Origin of the sequence: Enterobacter sp. KBR-315C3_2022, from assembly GCF_041399425.1 — a bacterium.
Classification (GTDB): domain Bacteria; phylum Pseudomonadota; class Gammaproteobacteria; order Enterobacterales; family Enterobacteriaceae; genus Enterobacter.
On sequence record NZ_JBGKEB010000028.1, the window covers coordinates 1 to 19,769 of the forward strand.

Annotated in this window: 17 protein-coding genes; 8 read left to right on the top strand and 9 right to left on the bottom strand. The window is 58.0% G+C overall.

Annotated elements, in window-relative coordinates; all coding sequences use genetic code 11:
- Nucleotides 1-127: 127 nt before the first annotated feature.
- Entirely contained in the window at nucleotides 128-1,252 is a 1,125-nt protein-coding gene (gene zapE, locus AB8804_RS20550) for a cell division protein ZapE (RefSeq protein WP_371189784.1), read from the bottom strand.
- A gap of 189 nt (nucleotides 1,253-1,441) precedes the next feature.
- Between zapE and zapG the strand changes: the two genes are divergently transcribed.
- The 3 genes from zapG to degS all read left to right on the top strand — a co-directional run bounded on the left by zapG (nucleotide 1,442) and on the right by degS (nucleotide 4,539).
- A complete protein-coding gene (zapG, locus tag AB8804_RS20555) occupies nucleotides 1,442-1,840 on the top strand; it encodes a Z-ring associated protein ZapG (protein ID WP_371189785.1) in 399 nt (132 codons plus the stop codon).
- A gap of 171 nt (nucleotides 1,841-2,011) precedes the next feature.
- Nucleotides 2,012-3,379 carry a serine endoprotease DegQ gene (gene degQ / locus AB8804_RS20560; RefSeq protein WP_371189786.1) on the top strand — a complete coding sequence of 456 codons (1,368 nt, stop codon included), beginning with the start codon at nucleotides 2,012-2,014 and terminating at the stop codon, nucleotides 3,377-3,379.
- Nucleotides 3,380-3,471: 92 nt separating this feature from the next.
- Nucleotides 3,472-4,539, top strand: coding sequence for an outer membrane-stress sensor serine endopeptidase DegS (gene degS, locus AB8804_RS20565; protein WP_371189787.1), 1,068 nt, complete (start codon nucleotides 3,472-3,474; stop codon nucleotides 4,537-4,539).
- Between the two features lie 55 nt (nucleotides 4,540-4,594).
- Here degS and mdh read toward each other — a convergent pair whose 3' ends face one another.
- A complete protein-coding gene (gene mdh, locus AB8804_RS20570; RefSeq protein ID WP_371189788.1) occupies nucleotides 4,595-5,533 on the bottom strand; it encodes a malate dehydrogenase in 939 nt (312 codons plus the stop codon).
- Between the two features lie 396 nt (nucleotides 5,534-5,929).
- Here mdh and argR point away from each other — a divergent pair, with 396 nt between their 5' ends.
- From argR to yhcN (AB8804_RS20585), 3 genes are all read left to right on the top strand, one after another.
- Entirely contained in the window at nucleotides 5,930-6,400 is a 471-nt protein-coding gene (gene argR, locus AB8804_RS20575) for a transcriptional regulator ArgR (protein WP_014171847.1), read from the top strand.
- A gap of 377 nt (nucleotides 6,401-6,777) precedes the next feature.
- A complete protein-coding gene (gene yhcN, locus AB8804_RS20580; protein ID WP_371189789.1) occupies nucleotides 6,778-7,041 on the top strand; it encodes a peroxide/acid stress response protein YhcN in 264 nt (87 codons plus the stop codon).
- Nucleotides 7,042-7,148: 107 nt separating this feature from the next.
- On the top strand, nucleotides 7,149-7,415 hold the full coding sequence (gene yhcN / locus AB8804_RS20585; RefSeq protein ID WP_371189790.1) for a peroxide/acid stress response protein YhcN: 267 nt from the start codon (nucleotides 7,149-7,151) through the stop codon (nucleotides 7,413-7,415).
- A 62-nt stretch (nucleotides 7,416-7,477) separates the two neighbouring features.
- On the opposite strand, the gene AB8804_RS20590 is transcribed toward yhcN (AB8804_RS20585), so the two are convergent.
- The 5 genes from AB8804_RS20590 to aaeX all read right to left on the bottom strand — a co-directional run bounded on the left by AB8804_RS20590 (nucleotide 7,478) and on the right by aaeX (nucleotide 12,431).
- Complete coding sequence (locus AB8804_RS20590; protein ID WP_371189791.1) at nucleotides 7,478-7,750, bottom strand: barstar family protein; 273 nt, start codon at nucleotides 7,748-7,750, stop codon at nucleotides 7,478-7,480.
- A 24-nt stretch (nucleotides 7,751-7,774) separates the two neighbouring features.
- Nucleotides 7,775-9,229 (bottom strand): NAD-dependent succinate-semialdehyde dehydrogenase, encoded by a 1,455-nt coding sequence (locus tag AB8804_RS20595; RefSeq protein WP_371189792.1) that lies wholly within the window; start codon nucleotides 9,227-9,229, stop codon nucleotides 7,775-7,777.
- Nucleotides 9,230-9,314: 85 nt separating this feature from the next.
- Nucleotides 9,315-11,282, bottom strand: coding sequence for a p-hydroxybenzoic acid efflux pump subunit AaeB (gene aaeB / locus AB8804_RS20600; protein WP_371189793.1), 1,968 nt, complete (start codon nucleotides 11,280-11,282; stop codon nucleotides 9,315-9,317).
- A gap of 5 nt (nucleotides 11,283-11,287) precedes the next feature.
- Nucleotides 11,288-12,220: a p-hydroxybenzoic acid efflux pump subunit AaeA gene (gene aaeA / locus AB8804_RS20605; protein WP_371189794.1), complete on the bottom strand. Its 933-nt coding sequence runs from the start codon at nucleotides 12,218-12,220 to the stop codon at nucleotides 11,288-11,290.
- Nucleotides 12,221-12,227: 7 nt separating this feature from the next.
- The gene (gene aaeX, locus AB8804_RS20610) at nucleotides 12,228-12,431 is read right to left on the bottom strand and encodes a p-hydroxybenzoic acid efflux pump operon protein AaeX (protein WP_003860416.1); all 204 of its coding nucleotides are present in this window, start codon (nucleotides 12,429-12,431) and stop codon (nucleotides 12,228-12,230) included.
- A 179-nt stretch (nucleotides 12,432-12,610) separates the two neighbouring features.
- Between aaeX and aaeR the strand changes: the two genes are divergently transcribed.
- Nucleotides 12,611-13,537 carry an HTH-type transcriptional activator AaeR gene (gene aaeR / locus AB8804_RS20615; RefSeq protein WP_371189795.1) on the top strand — a complete coding sequence of 309 codons (927 nt, stop codon included), beginning with the start codon at nucleotides 12,611-12,613 and terminating at the stop codon, nucleotides 13,535-13,537.
- A gap of 223 nt (nucleotides 13,538-13,760) precedes the next feature.
- A complete protein-coding gene (locus AB8804_RS20620) occupies nucleotides 13,761-14,375 on the top strand; it encodes a YagU family protein (protein WP_371189796.1) in 615 nt (204 codons plus the stop codon).
- Nucleotides 14,376-14,424: 49 nt separating this feature from the next.
- On the opposite strand, the gene tldD is transcribed toward AB8804_RS20620, so the two are convergent.
- Both tldD and yhdP read right to left on the bottom strand, forming a co-directional pair.
- Nucleotides 14,425-15,870, bottom strand: a complete 1,446-nt coding sequence (gene tldD, locus AB8804_RS20625; protein WP_371189797.1) for a metalloprotease TldD — start codon at nucleotides 15,868-15,870, stop codon at nucleotides 14,425-14,427.
- An 83-nt stretch (nucleotides 15,871-15,953) separates the two neighbouring features.
- A complete protein-coding gene (yhdP, locus tag AB8804_RS20630; RefSeq protein WP_371189798.1) occupies nucleotides 15,954-19,751 on the bottom strand; it encodes an AsmA2 domain-containing protein YhdP in 3,798 nt (1,265 codons plus the stop codon).
- Between the last annotated feature and the right edge of the window lie 18 nt (nucleotides 19,752-19,769).

The window sequence follows — 19,769 nt, forward strand, 5'->3', positions numbered from 1 at the left end:
CCCGGAGAGTGAGGCGGCTGAATATAGGTAACGAGTTGAAAAGAGTGGGAAAGGAGTACAGTAATATGGTCATGGAGGTATGACCATATTACTGGGGATCCCTCAGCCCACGGGGAGAGGGTGGCATTTACGGCATATGCTCACGCTTAAGATACTCTTCGCTCTGCATCTCCTGCAGGCGCGACAGGCAGCGCTGAAACTCAAACTTCAGCCGCTCGCCCTGATAGATCTCATATAAAGGGACTTCCGCGCTCACGGCCAGCTTGACGTGGCGTTCGTAGAATTCATCCACCAGCGCGATAAACCGGCGCGCTTCGCTCTCCATCAGCTTTGTCATTACGGGCACGTCAAACAGCATAACCGTGTGGAAGAGGCGCGACAGCGCAATGTAATCGTGCTGGCTGCGGGCGTCTACACACAGCGTGGCAAAGGAAACGGCAAGCGTTTGATTCTCCGCGCCCAGCGTTTGCAGCGGTCGGTGGTTAATCTCCAGCACGGGCGCGTTTTCGCGCTTAGCGCCCGCCAGAGCCAGCCAGAGCTTATCCATCTGCGCCGTGGTCTGCTCGCTCAGCGGTGAAAGCCACAGGTGCGCCTGAGTGAGCGTGCGAAGACGATAATCGACGCCTGCGTCCACGTTCATGATGTCGCAGTGCTGCTTGATGGCGTCGATAGCGGGCAGGAAGCGCGCCCGCTGCAAGCCGTTGCGGTACAGCTCATCGGGCGGAATGTTTGAGGTCGCCACCAGCGTAATGCCGCGCGCGAACAGGGCTTTCATCAGGCCGCCGAGCAGCATCGCGTCGGTAATATCGGAGACAAAAAACTCGTCGAAACAGAGCACGTCCGTTTCGGCCTTGAACCTGTCGGCCACAATCTCCAGCGGATCGCTTGTCCCCTGCAGCGCCGTCAGCTCTTCGTGTAGGCGCAGCATAAAGCGGTGAAAGTGCAGCCGTTGTTTACGCGTTCCCGGCAGGCTTTGGTAGAACATGTCCATCAGCCAGGTTTTACCGCGTCCGACGCCGCCCCACATGTATAAGCCGCGAGCCGGGGCATGTATCTGCGGCTCTTTTTTGCCGAGCAGCCGACCGAACGCGGCCTTTAGCCCACCGCCGTGCGCGGCTTCTGCGGGCCTGGCGGTGAGTTCATGATAAAGGGTGTCCAGGCGGTTAACCGCTTCACGCTGAACGTCATCCGGCTGGTGTGAGCCCTCGTTCAGGGCGTGTTGGTATCGCGATGCGGGGGACAGTCTTTGCATAATCTTATTGTTATTCCTTCAATTAAACCTCACCAGCGGGCGTGACTGGTGAAAAAAAGGCCGTTCTACACTACGCGATGATACGTCAGGATTCCACTTCTGCGGAAATAGCGGTTATAGTGGCATTATCAGGCACAGGCAGGAGCCGAGCCAACACCCTACGGAATCACAAGACAACGGGAGAAGTTCATGACCTGGGAATATGCGCTAATCGGTTTAGTGGTCGGCATTATCATTGGTGCCGTGGCCATGCGTTTCGGTAATCGCAAATTGCGTCAGCAGCAGTCATTACAGTACGAACTGGAAAAAAACAAAGCTGAACTGGAAGAGTATCGTGAAGAGCTGGTCAGCCACTTTGCCCGTAGCGCCGAGCTGCTGGACAACATGGCGACGGACTATCGTCAGCTGTACCAGCACATGGCAAAAAGCTCCAGCAGCCTGCTGCCAGAGATGACGGCGGAATCCAACCCGTTCCGCAACCGCCTGGCTGACTCTGAGGCCAGCAACGATCAGGCTCCCGTCCAGATGCCGCGCGACTACTCCGACGGCGCGTCCGGCCTGCTGCGCGGTGGCGCAAAGCGCGATTGATCGCACAACCCGAATAAATTTTACGGGCGCAGCCAAAGCGCCCGTCCTTTCTTCCCGCCTCCAGCTATTATTTAGTCAAACACCTCATTGTTCACCGGTTGAAAATTCAATAACATCAAGATGTTTTTGGGGCCGTTCTTCTTTCATTCCAGGTTACGAGAGTCCGCATCGATGAAGAAAAAAAACCAGCTGTTAAGCGCGTTAGCGTTAAGTGTCGGGTTATCTCTCTCGGCGTCCTTCCCCGCTTCAGCGGCGCTGCCCTCGCAGATCCCCGGCCAGGCTGCCATTCCAAGCCTCGCGCCGATGCTGGAGAAAGTGCTGCCTGCCGTGGTGAGCGTGAAGGTAGAAGGCACGGCGCCGCAGAGCCAGCGCGTGCCGGAAGAGCTGAAAAAGTATTTCGGTGACGAGTCGCCGGACGCGCAGGCGCAGCCTTTCGAGGGGCTGGGGTCGGGCGTGATTATTGATGCGGCCAAGGGCTATATCCTGACGAACAACCACGTTATCAGCCAGGCGGATAAAATCAGCGTCCAGCTTAATGACGGACGGGAATTTGACGCGAAGCTGATCGGCGGCGATGACCAGAGCGACATCGCGCTGCTGCAGGTGCAAAACCCCAGCAAGCTGACCCAGATTGCCATCGCGGACTCCGACACGCTGCGCGTGGGCGATTTCGCCGTCGCGGTCGGTAACCCGTTTGGCCTGGGCCAGACCGCCACCTCCGGCATTGTCTCCGCGCTGGGCCGCAGCGGCCTGAACCTGGAAGGGCTGGAAAACTTTATTCAGACCGACGCGTCGATTAACCGCGGCAACTCCGGCGGCGCGCTGCTTAACCTCAACGGCGAGCTGATCGGCATTAATACCGCCATTCTCGCCCCCGGCGGTGGCAGCATCGGCATTGGCTTCGCCATCCCCAGCAACATGGCCAAAACCCTCTCTGCGCAGCTCATCCAGTTTGGCGAGGTCAAGCGCGGGCTGCTGGGCATCAAGGGGATGGAAATGAGCGCCGACATCGCCAAAGCCTTTAACGTCAACGTGCAGCGCGGGGCGTTTGTCAGCGAAGTGCTGCCAAACTCCGGCTCGGCAAAAGCGGGCGTGAAGTCCGGCGATGTGATTGTCAGCCTGAACGGCAAGCCGCTCAGCAGCTTTGCCGAGCTGCGTTCGCGTATTGCCACCACCGAGCCGGGTGCCAAAGTGAAGCTGGGCCTGATTCGCGACGGCAAGCCGCTGGACGTAGAAGTGACTCTGGACAAGAGCACCTCCTCTTCCGCCAGCGCCGAGCTGATCGCGCCGGCGCTGCAGGGAGCGAGGCTCAGCGACGGGCAGCTCAAGGATGGCACAAAGGGCATCCGCGTCGATACCGTTGAAAAGAGCAGCCCCGCCGCGCAGGCTGGCCTGCATCAGGAAGATGTGATTATCGGCGTGAACCGCACCCGCGTGCAGTCCATTGCGGAAATGCGCAAGGTGGTGGAAAGCAAACCGGCGGTCATTGCCCTGCAGATCATCCGCGGCAAAGACACGCTCTACATTTTACTGCGTTAAGCATTTGCGACGCCGGACATCACCGCTGCGTGTGATGTCCGGATAACTCATGCTATGCTGCAAACCGTTCCTTTATTTACGATACGCGCATCATGCTTTCAAAGCTCTTTCGTTCTGTAGCCATCGGTTTGATTGTCGCTGGCCTGCTCCTGGTGGTTGTACCGTCATTACGGCAGTTTAATAAGCTGTCGGCGCCGCAGTTTGACAGTACGGATGAAACGCCAGCAACCTATAATCAGGCGGTTCGCCGCGCCGCGCCCGCGGTGGTGAACGTCTATAACCGCGGGCTGAACAGCTCGGCCCATAATCAGTTGGAAATCCGCACGCTCGGGTCCGGCGTGATAATGGACGATCGCGGCTACATTATTACCAACAAGCACGTGATCAACGATGCTGACCAGATTATCGTCGCCCTGCAGGACGGTCGCGTGTTTGAGGCCCTGCTGGTCGGCTCAGACAGCCTGACCGACCTGGCGGTGCTCAAAATTAACGCCACGGGCGGCCTGCCGACCATTCCGATTAACCGCAAGCGCACGCCGCATATTGGCGACGTGGTATTGGCTATCGGCAACCCTTACAACCTTGGGCAAACCATCACTCAGGGGATCATCAGCGCCACCGGCCGCATCGGCCTGAACCCGTCGGGTCGGCAGAACTTCCTGCAAACCGATGCGTCGATCAACCACGGTAACTCCGGCGGCGCGCTGGTCAACTCGCTGGGCGAGCTGATGGGCATTAACACCCTCTCCTTCGATAAGAGCAACGACGGCGAAACCCCGGAAGGCATCGGTTTCGCCATTCCGTTCCAGCTGGCGACCAAAATCATGGATAAGCTTATCCGCGATGGCCGGGTGATCCGCGGCTATATCGGCATCGGCGGGCGTGAGATTGCGCCGATGCACACCCAGGGCGGCGGCATCGATCAGATTCAGGGGATTGTGGTCAACGAAGTGGCGGCAGGCGGGCCAGCGGCGAACGCGGGCATTCAGGTGAACGATGTGATCCTGTCCGTGAACGGCGTTCCGGCGGTATCGGCGCTGGAGACGATGGACCAGGTGGCGGAGATTCGCCCGGGCTCCATTATTCCTGTTGAAGTCATGCGTAACGATAAGAAGCTGACGATACAGGTCACGATTCAGGAATACCCGGCCACCAACTGATAAGCATAAAAAAACGGAGCGATAAGCTCCGTTTTTTTTGCCGGGGAAGTGCGTTTTACTTGCTAACGAACTCTTCGCCCAGGGTGATATCTTTCTTCAGCGTATCCAGCATGCCTTCCATCGCGTTTTGCTCAAACGCGCTCAGCGTGCCAATCGATTTACGCTCTTCGATACCGTTTTTGCCCAGCAGCAGAGGCTGAGAGAAGAAGCGGGCGTGCTCGCCGTCGCCTTCAACATAGGCGCATTCAACAACGCCCTTCTCGCCCTGCAGCGCGCGGACCAGAGACAGACCGAAACGTGCAGCCGCCTGGCCCATAGACAGGGTTGCTGAACCGCCACCCGCCTTCGCTTCCACCACTTCGGTGCCCGCGTTCTGAATACGCTTGGTGAGATCGGCCACTTCCTGCTCGGTGAAGCTGACGCCTGGGATCTGCGACAGCAGAGGCAGGATCGTCACGCCTGAGTGACCGCCGATGACCGGCACTTCAACGTCCGTTGGCAGTTTGCCTTTCAGCTCGGCAACGAAGGTGTTAGAGCGGATGATATCCAGCGTGGTCACGCCAAACAGTTTGTTCTTGTCGTAAACACCGGCTTTCTTCAGCACTTCTGCCGCGATAGCCACGGTGGTGTTCACCGGGTTGGTGATGATGCCTACGCAGGCTTTCGGACAGGTTTCCGCGATTTGCTGCACCAGGTTTTTCACGATGCCCGCGTTGACGTTAAACAGGTCTGAACGATCCATGCCAGGCTTACGCGCAACGCCCGCGGAGATCAGCACCACGTCAGCACCCTGCAGTGCAGGACGCGCATCTTCACCGGAGAAGCCTTTGATTTTCACAGCTGTCGGGATGTGGCTCAGATCAACCGCCACGCCTGGGGTGACCGGAGCAATATCGTACAGGGAGAGTTCTGAGCCTGAAGGCAGTTGGGTTTTCAGTAGTAGGGCAAGCGCCTGGCCGATACCACCAGCAGCGCCGAGGACTGCGACTTTCATCCTAAACTCCTTATTATGGTTAACTTAAGTATCTGTAAATCCGTTGCGGCGACCATAATTCAGCAGGTAAATAATTACAATTTTCGTAGCTAAAGAATTTGAGGTCGCGCGTCTTTCACCTTCGCCAGAAGACTATCGGGCTACGGCAGCAACGCATTAAGAGGGGGTTACAATACACCCTGCTACGCCACCAAAACAACATCATTTTGATAACATTTAATTTACTTTTGAGCTTATTTTCGCAGCGTGAGCCAGGCATGTTTTCTGATAACGAAATCTGATAAAATCTTTCCCTTTCATAACATTATTTCAGCCTAAGCGCTGGCAGATAATTTGCATAAAAATTCATCCACATGCATAATAATGTTGTTTCTTTCGTCATATTCCGGGTGACTTATGCGAAGCTCGTCTAAGCAAGAAGATTTAGTAAAGGCGTTTAAAGCGCTGCTCAAAGAAGAGATATTCAGTTCTCAGGGAGAAATTGTTCAGGCGTTGCAGGAACAAGGCTTCGATAACATCAACCAGTCGAAAGTCTCCCGCATGTTAACCAAGTTTGGCGCGGTACGTACCCGCAACGCCAAAATGGAGATGGTCTACTGTCTGCCTGCTGAGCTTGGCGTGCCGACCACCTCCAGCCCGCTGAAGAATCTGGTGCTGGACATCGACTACAACGATGCCGTTGTGGTTATCCATACCAGCCCCGGCGCCGCGCAGCTGATTGCACGCATGCTGGACTCTCTGGGTAAGCCGAAAGGCATTCTCGGCACGATTGCCGGTGACGATACGATCTTCACCACGCCGGCCAACGGTTTCTCCGTAAAAGATCTCTACGAAGCGATTCTGGATCTGTTCGAACAGGAACTGTAATCGCCCTCCCCGCGGCGCCCTGCTGCGGGGATCGTTCTGCTCCCCTCACGTTTTCCCCTGTTTTATCCCGCCTTTGACTTTAACAAATAGTGCTTTTTACTGCCCATTAACATTGATTTGGTGAATGCTAAATCAAAAAAAAGCACAAAAAATCAAAGTCTGTTATCTCTATGAATTTCTTATGCTTTCCTCGAAAATCTGTTCAAATATCACCCATTTTAATGCCTTTTAGTTATAAAGAACTCGTTTAATAAAACGTGATAACCCACGAAACAATTAGTCTGGTATTAATTTTTAGCGTGACTAGTGTATACTTGATTTTGTGATGAGGGTCACGTAACAAGACCCCACAACAAAATTCGACGAGGAAAAAAATCATGAAAATCAAATCAACTGTAGCAGCCCTGAGCATCCTGTCCGTCCTGTCATTCGGCGCTTTCGCCGCTGACACCATTAACGCCGACCAGGCGCAGTCCCGCGAAGCTATCGGCACCGTGTCTGTTGGCGCAGTCGGAACCTCTCCGATGGATATGCATGAAATGCTTAACAAAAAAGCGGAAGAGCAAGGTGCGTCTTCTTATCGCATCATTGAGGCGCGCACCGGCGACCACTGGCACGCTACCGCAGAGCTGTACAAATAAGTTTTTGTAATACCTAAGACATCGTTCTCCACTCAGCGGCACCAGGCATAAAAAAAGCAGTTTACCCCTCCCTGCCGTTGAGGAAACCCTATTCAGGAGTAAAGACTATGAACATGAAATTAATCATCGCAACCCTTGGCCTGGCTTCCGCTATATCATTCGGCGCCAGCGCCGCCGTCCAGCAGGTTAATACCGAGCAGGCACAGAATTTACAGCCGATGGGCAGCGTCTCCGTAACCTCTATTACGGGTTCACCTATGGATATTCGTCAGGAACTTGCTGCGAAAGCAGAAAAGGCCGGGGCGAGCAGCTATCGCGTTACCGAACTGAACCAGGGCGACCACTGGCACGCGACGGCACAACTGTACAAATAAACCCTCGTCGTATCTCAACATACGACTTGCCCCTGAGCTTCCCGGCTCAGGGGCTTTTTTATTTAATGGCGCGCGTTAAAGCGTAGCTGCCCCTCCAGCTCCTCTTCCGCTTCATCAAACAGTAAAACCAGCGCGCCAAAGCGTCTGCGAAGCTTGTCCGGCAGATGGATAAACTCGATCTCCAGCGGTAACGGCAATTGACTCCCGGTGACAACATCCCAGAGCGTATCCAGATTGGTGACGCTTTCCCGGTCCAGGTTGAACGCCTTGATAAACTCGCGGTAAAAGTCTTCCTGACTGTCGATTTCATCAAAATCAAACGTATAAATTTTCATTGCCAGCCACCCCGTCTTCACCCGTCATAATCCCCCGATATGCAGGGTCTTCACTTCAAGAAACTCTTCCAGCCCCAGCACGGAGCCCTCGCGCCCGAGGCCGGACTCTTTCACCCCGCCGAAGGGACCTAATTCCGTTGAGACCGCGCACTCGTTAATGCCGATCATGCCGCTCTCAATCGCCTGCGACACGCGGAACACGCGGGACAAATTCTGGGTATAGAAGTAGGCCGCCAGCCCATAAGGCGTGTTGTTGGCTCGCATAATCACCTCATCTTCTGAAGTGAAGCGGAAGCAGGCGGCGACCGGGCCAAAGGTCTCTTCCTCGGCGAGCTTCATGCCTTCGTGACAATCGCCCAGCACGGTTGGCATCCAGAAGTTTCCGCCGAGCGCGTGCGGCTTCCCGCCCGCCAGCACGGTCGCGCCTTTGGCCACCGCGTCTTCGACGTGCTCTTTAACCTTGCTGACCGCCGATGGCTCGATCAGCGGGCCTACCACCACGCCCTCTTCCAGGCCGTTGCCGACCTTCAGCGCGTTCACCGCATCGGCAAGCTGGTTCACAAATTTGTCGTAGACCGTTTCCTGGATGTAGAAGCGGTTCACGCTGACGCACACCTGCCCCGCGTTGCGGAACTTGTTGGCAATCGCCCCTTTCACCGCGGCATCGATATCCGCGTCCTCAAAGACGATATAGGGCGCGTTGCCGCCCAGCTCCATCGACACTTTCTTCATCGTGTCGGCGGCGTTGCGCATCAGCGTTTTCCCCACCGCCGTTGAGCCGGTGAACGAAATTTTCCGCACGTCGTGGCTGGCCATAATCGCGTCGCTGATCTCAGACGTGTTGCCCGCCACGGCGTTGAGCACGCCGTCCGGAACGCCAGCCTGCTTCGCCAGGGCGAGCAGCGCAAAGGCGCTGAGCGGAGTGTTGTTTGCCGGTTTAATCACGCCCGTACAGCCTGCGGCCAGCGCGGGCCCCAGCTTGCGGGTCAGCATCGCCATCGGGAAGTTCCAGGGGGTAATGGCCGCCACCACGCCCACGGGTTCGCGGGTCGCCAGAATGCGGGAGCCGGGCTTGACCGGCGGGATAATTTCGCCATTTGCGCGCTTGGCCTGCTCTGCAAACCACTGAATGAAGCTGGCGGCATACTCGACTTCGCCTTCCGCTTCTTTGAGGGGTTTGCCCTGCTCGGTGGTCATAAGCCGCCCGAGCCAGCTTTTGTTTTCGATAATCAGCTCGTACCAGCGATAAAGTATGGCTGAGCGCTCCTTGGCGGTTTTCGCGCGCCAGGCCGGGAAGGCTTTGGTTGCGGCGGCAATCGCCTCCTCGGTTTCAGCTTTGCCCGCCTTTGCGACCTGAGTGATTACCTCACCGGTCGCCGGGTTCAGCACGTCAAAGGTGGTATTGAGCGTTTTCCAGATGCCGTTAACGAAATATCCATTCTGAAAAAGAATAGCGTCCTGAAGATTCTGGGTAGTCATGTGTTCTCCCTTCCTGAAGTAAGAGCCTGCTCAAATAAGTATAGCCATAAAAAAACCGACGCTTTTGGCGTCGGTTCCTGGCATGTCAGCTCTCGGTAAGGGCACTTTGATAGCGATGGAGCATCAGCACCAGCCGATCTACCGGCTCGGTAACCTGCTTAGGCGCTTCCCATATCCGCAGTTTTTCCTGATAAACATCGAGCTCTTCCAGCAGCTGTTTAAAGTAGCGGCGCCGCTTGTCGTCGCTGGAGGCCGACAGGACATGGTCGGCTGTGCGGCGCAGCTGGCGATGGTACGACGACAGGTCGTCATTGATCGGCACCGGCGCGTTGCGCAGGCGCTGGTGCGCGATAATCATGGTCAGCGCCAGGCGGAACTTGGCAATATCGCCCGGGAATTTGTTGAGCAGTAAAAACAGCTGCTGATACAGCGCGGGCAGGTGGTTCTCTTTACGCCGCGCGGTATTGGTGGTCATGGACGAGACGGCAGCGGAAACGAACTGGTTTAGCAGCACGCGGCCGGTCCGGGCCTGCGAGTTATCGCGCACCAGCAGAATCACCATCATCGCCAGGAAGCAGCCCACCAGCTGGCCCAGCGCGCTGTCGAGGAACTGGCTGAAGTGAAACGTCATCGGGTTATCCAGCACGAGAATATTGATGGTGCTCGCCAGCGCCCCGAGCGATCCCAGGCGGCGTTTTTGCACTTCGATACCGATAAAGAACGCCATCACCGCGAGGCTAATGCAGAGCAGCAGCATGCTCTGCTGGGTCGACGGCAGGATCACCAGGAAATAGAGGGCCCCGATCGGCAGCGCGGCTATCGTCCCATACAGAAAATCGATGGCGACCATGCGCGGGTTCGGCAGGCGCATCGCCAGCGAGGTCACGACGGCAATCATCACCATCGCGCCGCTGCCGGACGTCCAGCCGGTCCAGAGCCAGAACAGCGTGCCGAGCATGCAGGCCAGCGTGGTGCGCCAGAAGTTGACCATCGCGTGGTGGCGCTCGGCCGACTCCGCTTTGATCACCACTTCGCCCCGCAGGACCTCTTCTTCCGCGCTGCTGATCTTCGCGTTGCCTATCACGCCGCGCTTAAGCAGCAGGTAACGCGTTGCGGCGCCCACCCAGGTGTAGATGGTGACGGGCGTGTCGCGCTCGCCCGTCCAGGCAATCACCCGGCGCATGCGCTTCAGCTGCTTGTGTACGTCCTGCACCGTCTCGACCGGCTCTTCAAAGAGCTCGCGAAAGGTGTCCGTGACCACTTCAGGCCGCGTGTTTTGGATCAGGTAGGTTTCGCACGCCTGGGTAATAAGGGTTAAGGCAACGGTGTTAATCGCCTTCAGGCGGCGGTTGGCGCGCGCCCAGCGGGAGGACTCCATGTTCAGGTTGCTGCGCATCCCTTCCAGCGCCTGCGTGCGTCGCACCAGGCCGCTCCAGGCCTTATCCACCTCTTCGGTGTCGCCGTGCTTAATGCACAGCTGCATCAGCTTGTACTGATCGACAATCATCGCATCCAGTTCGAGATCGACTTCCTGCTTAATGGAGCGCGGTGAGAAAAGCAGATCCGCCACGATGGCACAGACGATACCAATCACGATTTCGCTGCAGCGCTCCAGGGCAAACTGCGGCGCGAGCAGCGGTTCGGCCTGAATAGTAATGATGATAATCAGCGCGGTATAGCCGGAAAGCCCCCAGGCGTAGGAGTTTTCGACCTTTACCAGCGAAGAGATCCAGGTACAGAAGCCCGCCCAGATGCAGCACACCATCAGCATCAGCAGCGGCGTGCGGATCATCAGAATAATAATGGTGAGCGCGGCGATACAGCCGATAAAGGTCCCGACGATGCGCAGCATCCCGCGGTAGCGGATCGCGCCGGAATAGGGTTCGCCCCCCGCGGCGAACGCCGGACCGGCCGCCACGATCGCCGCCGTCAGCACCGCCCAGCGGGGCGTTTCCAGCTGAAAGTGAAAGCCGACGAACAGCGCCAGCACGATGGCGCACGCCAGCTTAACGGCAAAGCGCAGGTGCTGGCTGGCGATGGTAAAAATGCCCATAGCGATTAACCAAACTCGCGCAGGCGGTGGGCGAGCTTGCGGAAGAAGGAGTCCTGGCTGGCATCCCGGTCTTTCTCGCCGGTAATCACCACGGTTGCCGTTGTTCCCGCAGGCCACAGGTTGCCCTGCTGCTCGTCGAGGTGAATACGCACCGGCACGCGCTGCGCCAGGCGCACCCATTCCAGGTTGGAGTCGACCGTTGCCATCCCCTTGCTGTCGCTGCTGCTGCTGGAGTTAGTGACGCCAGCCGCCACGCTATCGACGGTGCCCTTAAAAACGCGGTTGCTGCCGAGCGGGGTAATTTCCGCGCGATAGCCCCGACGCACGCCTTCCAGCTTCGTTTCTTCCATATAGGCCAGCACGTAGAAGGAGTTTTGCTTCACCAGCGCCACCGCGGTGGAACCGCGCGTGATGAACTCGCCGGCGTAAACGTTCAGGTTGGTCACCCAGCCGTCAGACGGCGCGCGGATCACGGTACGCTCCAGATCCAGCTTCGCCAGGTCGCGCGTGGCCTCGGCTTTCGCCAGCTGGTGCAGCACGGTTTGCAGCACGTTATTTGACTGGTCGATCTCTTCGCGGGACATCGCCTGAATGCCCAGCTGGTTGCGGCGTCCGGCTTCACGGCGTTTTTCCGATGCCAGCGCCTGGTAGTACGCCACGTCCGCATTCGCCTCTTCCAGGGCTTTCTGATAGCGAGGCTGGTCGATGGTGAACAGCACCTGATCCTTTTTCACCAGCTGGTTATCGTGGACGTTGACGGCAGTGATAAGCCCGGCGACGTCGGGCGCTATCGCCACCACGTCCGCGCTGAAGCGCGCGTCGCGCGTCCACGGTGATTCGGTGTAGTAAACCCAGGCGCGGAAAATCGCGATGAACGCGAGAATGACGAGCGCCATGGTGATGGCAGTGCGGGAGATTTTTCTTGTTAGCGTTTTCACATCAACCTCAAACAAACATGCGCGATATCAGGTAAAACAGGCAGCAATAGAGCGCGGTATTGAACAATGCAGGGTGCCAGACGAAATCATAGATCCCGGTAGGGACCAGCACCTTGCGCACCAGCCAGAAGATCGCCAGTGATAAAAGAAGCTCGAAAAATATCGGTGGGAACGACAAACCGAACACCACGATAACGGGAAACAGACTCATGTTGACCTTGATTAGAGAGAGTGCAGGCTTCAGAATTTTTAAGCCAGCGCCACCGCGGAGGAGCAAGAAAAGCCGGGCGAGAGTGGCGCAGCGATTATGTAATTAATAATATATTAACGTAACTGTTATGCTGTTATCTATAATATGTGATCTAAATCACTTTTAAGCCAGAGTGAACAATGGAACGTTTAAAACGCATGTCGGTGTTCGCCAAAGTGGTTGAACAGGGCTCATTTACCGCCGCCGCCAGGCAGCTGCAGATGAGCGTTTCATCCATCAGCCAGACGGTATCGAAGCTGGAAGATGAGCTACAGGTTAAGCTGCTCAACCGCAGCACCCGCAGCATCGGGCTGACGGAAGCCGGAAAGATTTACTATCAGGGCTGCCGCCGCATGCTTCACGAGGTGCAGGACGTTCACGAGCAGCTCTACGCCTTTAACAACACGCCCATCGGCACCCTGCGCATCGGCTGTTCTTCAACTATGGCACAAAATGTTCTCGCCGCCATGACCGCCGACATGCTGAAAGAGTATCCCGGGCTCACCGTTAATCTGGTAACGGGCATTCCCGCACCGGACCTGATTGCCGACGGGCTGGACGTGGTGATCCGCGTGGGCGCCCTGCAGGATTCCAGCCTCTTCTCTCGCCGCCTGGGCAGCATGCCGATGGTGGTGTGCGCGTCCAAAAGCTATTTGGCGCAGTACGGCATTCCGGAGAAGCCTGCCGATTTGAGCAACCACTCGTGGCTGGAGTACAGCGTTCGCCCGGATAACGAGTTTGAGCTGATCGCCCCGGAAGGGCTGTCGACGAAGCTTCTGCCGGTAGGCCGGTTCGTCACGAACGATCCGATGACCATCTCCCGCTGGCTGGTCGCGGGCGCCGGGATCGCCTACGTGCCGCTGATGTGGGTGATCAACGAGATCAACAGCGGCGAGCTGGAGATCCTGTTCCCGCGCTACCAGTCGGATCCGCGTCCCGTTTACGCGCTGTATACCGAAAAAGACAAGCTGCCGCTGAAGGTGCAGGTCTGCATTAATTACCTGACGGAATATTTTGTCGACGTCGCCGAGCTGTTTCAGGGAATGCGGGGAAGACGAAAAGAATAACCGCAGACATCGCTAATCCGCGTCGATCTATTTCATCAATTTATCCTGAATAACCCACGCGGTTATTCAGGCTCGTCCCGGTAACTATCAAAGATGGCGAATTGACACCCTGCCGCCGCCGTGTTTATCGTATAACCGTCTGTTAATCAGATGGTTATATTTTTGTTAACGATACAATGACTAAAATATATTTTCAGGATTTTGTTTAGACAAGGAATACAGGATGAATCTATTTGAACGAACCGCCCCGGCGCGCAGGCGCTACGGGCTCGCCGCGTTTATTGGCCTGATCGCCGGTATCGTCTCTGCGTTTGTGAAATGGGGCGCAGAGGTTCCGCTTCCACCGCGCAGCCCCGCGGATTTATTTACCGGCGCCTGCGGCCCCGAGCAATTAATTCGCGCGGCAAGCCAAATCGACTGCTCGCGTAATTTTCTTAATCCGCCGTATATTTTCCTTCGCGACTGGCTGGGCGTCGTCGATCCTAACGCGGCCGTCTACACCTTTGCCGGACATATATTTAACTGGGTTGGCGTGACGCATATTATTTTCTCTATCGTCTTCGCCGTTGGCTATTGCGTTGTGGCAGAAGTCTTCCCAAAAATTAAGCTCTGGCAGGGCCTGCTGGCCGGTGCGTTAGCCCAGCTTTTCGTCCACATGATCTCCTTCCCTCTGATGGGGCTGACGCCACCGCTCTTTGAACTGCCGTGGTACGAGCATGTTTCGGAGATTGTCGGGCATCTGATCTGGTTCTGGTCGATCGAGATCATTCGTCGCGATCTGCGCAACCGCATCACCCACGAGCCGGATCCGGAGATCCCGCTGGGAAATCCACGCTAAAAAAAATGGCGCTACCCGAAGGTAGCGCCATTTTTCATCACCGTTCCGATCAGGCCGTGCCGCCCACCGTCAGGTTATCGACCTTCAGCGTCGGCTGGCCGACGCCAACCGGCAGGCTCTGCCCTTCTTTACCGCAGACGCCCACGCCGTTGTCCAGCTTCAGGTCGTTGCCGACCATCGAGATCTGCTGCATCGCTTCGATGCCGGAGCCGATCAGGGTTGCCCCTTTCACCGCTTTGGTGACTTTGCCCTTCTCGATCAGATAGGCCTCTGAGGTGGAGAAGACAAACTTGCCGGAGGTGATGTCCACCTGACCGCCGCCGAAGTTTGGCGCGAAGATACCGTAATCCACGGATTCAATAATCTCCTGCGGCGTCGATTGGCCCGGCAGCATATAGGTGTTGGTCATGCGCGGCATCGGCAGGTGCGCGTAGGATTCACGGCGACCGTTGCCGGTTGGCGCAACGCCCATCAGGCGCGCGTTGAGCTTGTCCTGCATGTAGCCTTTCAGCACGCCGTTTTCAATCAGCACGTTGTACTGGCCCGGCGTCCCTTCATCGTCGATAGAAATCGAGCCGCGGCGGTCGAGCATCGTGCCATCATCCACCACGGTGCACAGCTCGGAGGAGACAAGCTGCCCCATCTGGCCGCTGAATACGGAGGTGCCGCGACGGTTAAAATCGCCTTCCAGACCGTGACCGACCGCTTCGTGCAGCAGCACGCCCGGCCAGCCTGCGCCGAGCACCACCGGGAATGACCCCGCAGGCGCCGCAACCGCACCAAGATTCACCAGCGCCATGCGCACGGCTTCTTTTGCCCACGCGTCCGCGCGCGCTTCGCCGTCCACGTCACCCAGGAACCAGTCATAGCCAAAACGACCGCCGCCGCCGCTCGAGCCGCGCTCGCGCTTGCCGTTGTCATCCACCTGCACGCTGATAGACAGGCGCACCAGCGGGCGAACGTCTGCGGCCAGCGTGCCGTCGGTCGCGGCAACCAGAATCAGCTCATACACGCCGCTCAGGCTGGCAGACACTTCCTGCACGCGTTTGTCCGCGGCGCGGGCAACTTTGTCCACGCGGCGAAGAATGTCGAGCTTCTCTTCCCGGCTCATGCTCTGCAGGGGATCGATGCTGGTATACAGCGCCGAGTGCTGGATCTCGCCCAGGGTTTTCACCCGGCCATCGCCCGCGTCACGCACGATGGTACGCGCGGCCTGAGCGCTCTGCTCCAGGGCCGCAAGGCTGATTTGATCCGCATAGGCAAAGCCGGTTTTCTCGCCGCTAACGGCGCGCACGCCGACGCCCTGGTCGATGTTGTACGAGCCGTCCTTGATGATGCTGTCTTCTAAAACCCAGGATTCGTGATAGCTCGACTGGAAATAGAGATCGCCGTAGTCGAGACGGCGTTCGGTCAGTTGACCAAGAATGGAGAACAGGTCCTGATGGCTCAGGCCGTTCGCTGCGAGCAAATGTTCACTTACCAGGTTCAGACTCATCGTATTGCTACTCGTTCGTTGCCGCTTGGGCGGTAAAAAATTCATATTTATTGAGAGTGAGGCAATTACCCGCCCACGTCAAATCATTGCTGTGCATCTTTGCGCGGCTGGCGCAGGACTTCATTAATCTGCGGCTTATCGATCGGGCCGGTGATCCGGTAGCGCAGAATAGAGACCTTGCTCCACAGCGGACCCAGCACTTTGCTGGCAGCAAACACCGCCGCGCCGACGATCGGGTTCACCACAAATGCTGCCGCCACGCCCACGCTGGCGGAAATTTCCGGCGCGACCACGGCCTCCATGTCCAGCTCGCGGCGCACGAGGTTCACCGAGCCTTTCATGGCGATATCCGCTTCCAGGCCATCCACCAGCGTGTCGTCGGTGTGCAGAACGCCGTCCTTGATCCACGCCGTGCTGCGGATGGAGTCATAGTAAAAGCCTTCGCTGAAGGTATCGCTGAAGTCAAAGCGCAGCTTGCGCAGCAGCGCATCAAAACTCAGCAGGCGCAGGATCTGCCCGGCGCGCCCGGTACTCACGTCGGCAATTTCACCTTTGCCAAAGCGGGTTTTCAAAATACCGTTGAGCGAGGCTTCGTCCGGCTTCCACGGGGCGTCACGCCAGTGAAGATCGTAATCGACGTCAAATGACGAGCCCCGAAGCGGCGTGCTGATGCCAAAGAAGTTGGCCGCAGCGTCCAGCTTGTTGCCCTTGATGTCGCCCTTCAGCGAGGTGCGCTGCTGGCCCGGCGCGTTCACCCACTCGCCCTGCGCGGTCAAGCGGCCAAATCCGGTATCGACCAGCCCGCCGGTGAGGCTTAGCGTGTTGCCCTTGATTGCGAAATCGCCGTCGATACGACCGTATTTCTGTCCCCACAGCCAGCATTCGGCGCAGCGCAGCTGGAGATCGGGCCAGCCGCTGAAGTCGATGCGGGCGTTGTTCGACGGCGCTGCGCTCGCTGCGGCGGCAGTCGTCGTGGCGGCCGTTGGGTTGTAATAGAGATAGCGGATTGCCGCCTGCCACGGCGCGCGATCGCGCAGGGTGAGCGTTCCGTTAATCTCCCGCCCCTGGGCCTCCACTTTCGAGCCGTTCGCGGTTGGCTGCGAAACCAGGCTCAGGTTGTTCCATTTCTGCCCGCCCAGCGTCAGGGCTGGCGTACGCACGGTAATGGTTTTCGGGAACGCCGCGGCCTGGTCTACGTTCTGCCCGACGCCCTTCTCGAAGAGCGCCAGCCATTCGGCGCCGTCCAGCGGCGGAAGGTTCAGCTCGACGCCCGACCGATCCGGCAGCGGCGGCGTGGTGCGGCTGTCGGTGGTCCAGATGGCTCTGTCGAGCGTCAGCTTGCGGCCGAGCAGCCAGCGGCTGTTGAAGTGGTTCGTCGCACCGGCGCTGCCGGTCACGGCAAAGCCGTTCAGGTTGCCATCGACGTTCACCTTCACCGGCAGGGACTGCCCGGCGCTTTTCTCCAGCGGCGAGGGCAGCCTGCTGCTGATGTTTTTCAGATCGCCCGTAATATCGACGCTATAGCGTGCGCCAGCGTGATAGGGGAGCTCGATAGCCACCTTGCCGTTCCACGAGGCCGCGCCGCCAATGGCCGCCTCTATCGGCTTCGGCAGCACGTTCATTTTGGCAGGCTGCCAGTTCGCGTCCATATTCACCGCGACCTGATAGGCCTTTTCGCCCTCGTTGGTCGTGAAATCGACGTCGATCGGCTGGTTAAACCAGGTGGCCTTCAGCGGCTCGCTTTTCAGGTTGCCGTTTACGAAGCTGAACTGGCCGCTGAGGTTTTTCAGGGTGCTGTCCAGCGGCTTAACGTACAGGCTGTTGTTATTCAGACGGACGTCGCCTCTGGCGGTGGTCATTTCGCCGTCCAGCGGAATGTCGAGATGTAAGCGAGCATTCACATCGCCATCCAGCTGCAGCTGCTCGAGCGTGGCGGCCAGCGAGTCCTTCAGCGGGGTCTCTTCAAAGTACGGGCCTACGGCGTTGCCCGGGCCGTTGATATCCGCGTCAATCAGCAGCTTTTCTTTGGAGTAATCCGGGATATTTGCCGTCAGGCCGCTGGCCGTGACTCCGCCCAGCGCAACGCTGTCGGTCTTCATCCACAGGCCGTCATTGATGAAGTTCAGCTCCATATCGAGGTTTTTCAGCGCGGGCCAGTCGGGCTGGAAGGCGAACGTGGCGTTGCGCAGCGGCACCAGCACCTGGAACTGGCCTTCGTTATGCTTGTAGGGGAACAGGTGCGGGTTGCCGCCGTACACCAGCGTGGCGTTGTCCGCCTGGCCGCCCTGGATCGCGCCGCTCAGGTAATCCACCAGCGCTTTGCCCATCAGGTTTTCCGGGAAATAGCGCCAGGCCTGGGAGCCGTCGTCAGTGCTGATGCCGGCCAGAATGCCCAGCCACGGCGCTTCACCCTCAGGCTGCAAGTAGCGGAAATCCCCGCGCGCATGTACCGCTTTGGCCTTCACATCAAGATGGCGGCCGTCCAGCTGGAAACCTTTATCGTTTTTCAGCCAGTTCAGCTCCGCGCGGCCTTTTTCGATTTCAAGCGGCGCGCGGAATACCGTTTCGTACGGCATTTTGGCGTCGGTCATTTCGGCCGTCAGCCTGCCGTTTTCAACGCTTCCTTCGAGCTTGCCGCTAAAATGCTCGGCGCCGGGCAGGAGCTTCCACTGTTTCCACGCCAAATTTTGCCACGAGGCGAGAAAGCGGGTTTTTTCCGTCGCCTGCAGCGGGATATCCAGCCCCAGCGCGTCGATCTTGCCGGTCGGCTGCGTCGCCAGCCAGATATCGCCCAGCTGAGGCGAGATTTTGGCCGCCATGGAGCGCAGCCCTTCGATGGCGTTGAGGTCCAGATTGCTGGCGCGGATGCGCAGCTCGTCGCTGCGCGTGTTGTTCTTCCCGCCAACGTCCTGTTCCGGCATCCAGGCGAGCGTCAACGCGCCGCGCGGCCAGGGCTTACCGTCCATGCTGATGCGGGTGTCAGGAATGGCAAACTGCCAGCCCTCTTTCTGTTTGGTCACGTGGGCGGTGAGGTTATCAACGGAGAGCTGGTGCGGGTTATTCTCCCCCTTCCAGCTTGCGCCTCCCTGCTTGAGCCAGATGTCTCCGCTGGCAAATTCGCCGTTCGTCAGCGTCATCCAGCCTTCAAGGCTGAAGCGGGCGGTCTCCAGCTGCATATTCTTTTGCACCCAGTCGCCCAGCCACGGCTTCACGTCTACGTCGTCGGCCTGCAGCCACACCCTGCCGTTATTCAGCAGGCCGTTGTCGTCACGGAGATCCATGCGCACCTGCATCACCCCGTGCTGGCCGTTCAGGCTGGAGAGGTTAACCTGCCCCTCGGCGCGGTGGCGATCTTTGCCGTTAAGCCACGTCAGCTGTGGGATCGCCAGCTCCGCACGCTCGCCGGAGAGGGTAATAAAGCTGATTTCGCTGTCGCGCAGATCGAAGTGATCGAACTGGCGCAGGAAAAGATCGCTGATGCGGTTGGTTTCAAGATCCTGACCGTTATCACCGCCTTTTAGCGGCGTGTTGGTCACAAGCTGAAGCTGATAAAACGTGAGGTCGCGAAACTGCCAGCGCAGGTGCAGCAGGCTTTGCCAGACGTCCAGCGCCAGGGTAACGCGTTTAATTTTTAGATGGCCGCCGTCTTTCAGGCTGGCGTTGATATCCCGCGCGTCGAGCGTCGGGCCGAAGTTCTGCCAGCTGGCGCTGATTTGGCTGACGTCCACCGGCACGCCGGTGGCGGATTCGATTTTCGCCAGCACCTGAGGGCGCCAGCTGTCCAGATGCGGCAGCACGAGACGTAGCCCACTTACCAGCAGCGCGACGATAACGACAAGCGTTGCCCCTGTAAGCAATAAAATCCCCGGCAATCGCCTCACGCGTCTCTCCTTGTCAGC